Raw genomic sequence first — 693 nt, 5'->3', positions numbered from 1 at the left:
TTTAATTTGGATATTGAAGGCAAGACTTAACCCCAGAGGTGTACCACCAGCCGCACCAAAACCAGCTGTGTCGCGATGATTAGTACCCGTATGTACTTGAGCGATATCGGCAAAGTGACCGATCGCAATATCAAGTTGTTCAACTTGAGCTTTTGATGCTCCCTTCTGTGGACCAAACACGGCACTGGCTCCGCTTTCGCCACACAGTGGATTATTCACATCACACGCGACCACGAACGTGATTTCTTTGCATCTAGGGTGCAGTCCATCAAGATCGATGCTTGCTAACTGGCTTAACTCGGCGCCGCCACCAGATAGCTCGTTGCCTTGCTTGTCTAATAACTTGCCTCCCAATGCTTGTAAAATTCCTGCACCTGCATCGTTGGTTGCGCTACCGCCCAAGCCGATAATGATTTGTTCAACGCCTTGATCTAAAGCATCTTTAATCAATAGCCCTGTGCCAAACGAAGATGCAGTTAAAGGTGATCTTTCTTCTACCGTTAATCGGTCTAAGCCCGATGCTTGAGCAAATTCCAACAAGGCAGTTTTCACCTTAATTCCATCAAAAGTCTGCTCTAACGACGCCCAGTAAGCTGTGCATTCACGTCCGATTGGGTCCATCGTTTGCAACCCTTGTTTCTTACCATTGAGCGCCTCTAGCAACACGTCTACCGTGCCTTCACCACCATCAGC

At 48.1% G+C, this 693-nt stretch carries 1 protein-coding gene; it reads right to left on the bottom strand.

All coding sequences use genetic code 11. The annotated features are described in order from the left end of the window. Nucleotides 1–693 (bottom strand): glycerate kinase (locus AB4496_RS25370; RefSeq protein ID WP_372132599.1); only part of this gene is annotated, 693 nt, incomplete at both ends.

It is taken from the genome of Vibrio sp. 10N.222.46.A1 (assembly GCF_041473595.1).
Lineage (GTDB): Bacteria > Pseudomonadota > Gammaproteobacteria > Enterobacterales > Vibrionaceae > Vibrio > Vibrio tasmaniensis_A.
The sequence above is the reverse complement of the archived record's forward strand: the minus strand, read 5'-3'. Positions and strand labels throughout refer to the sequence as shown.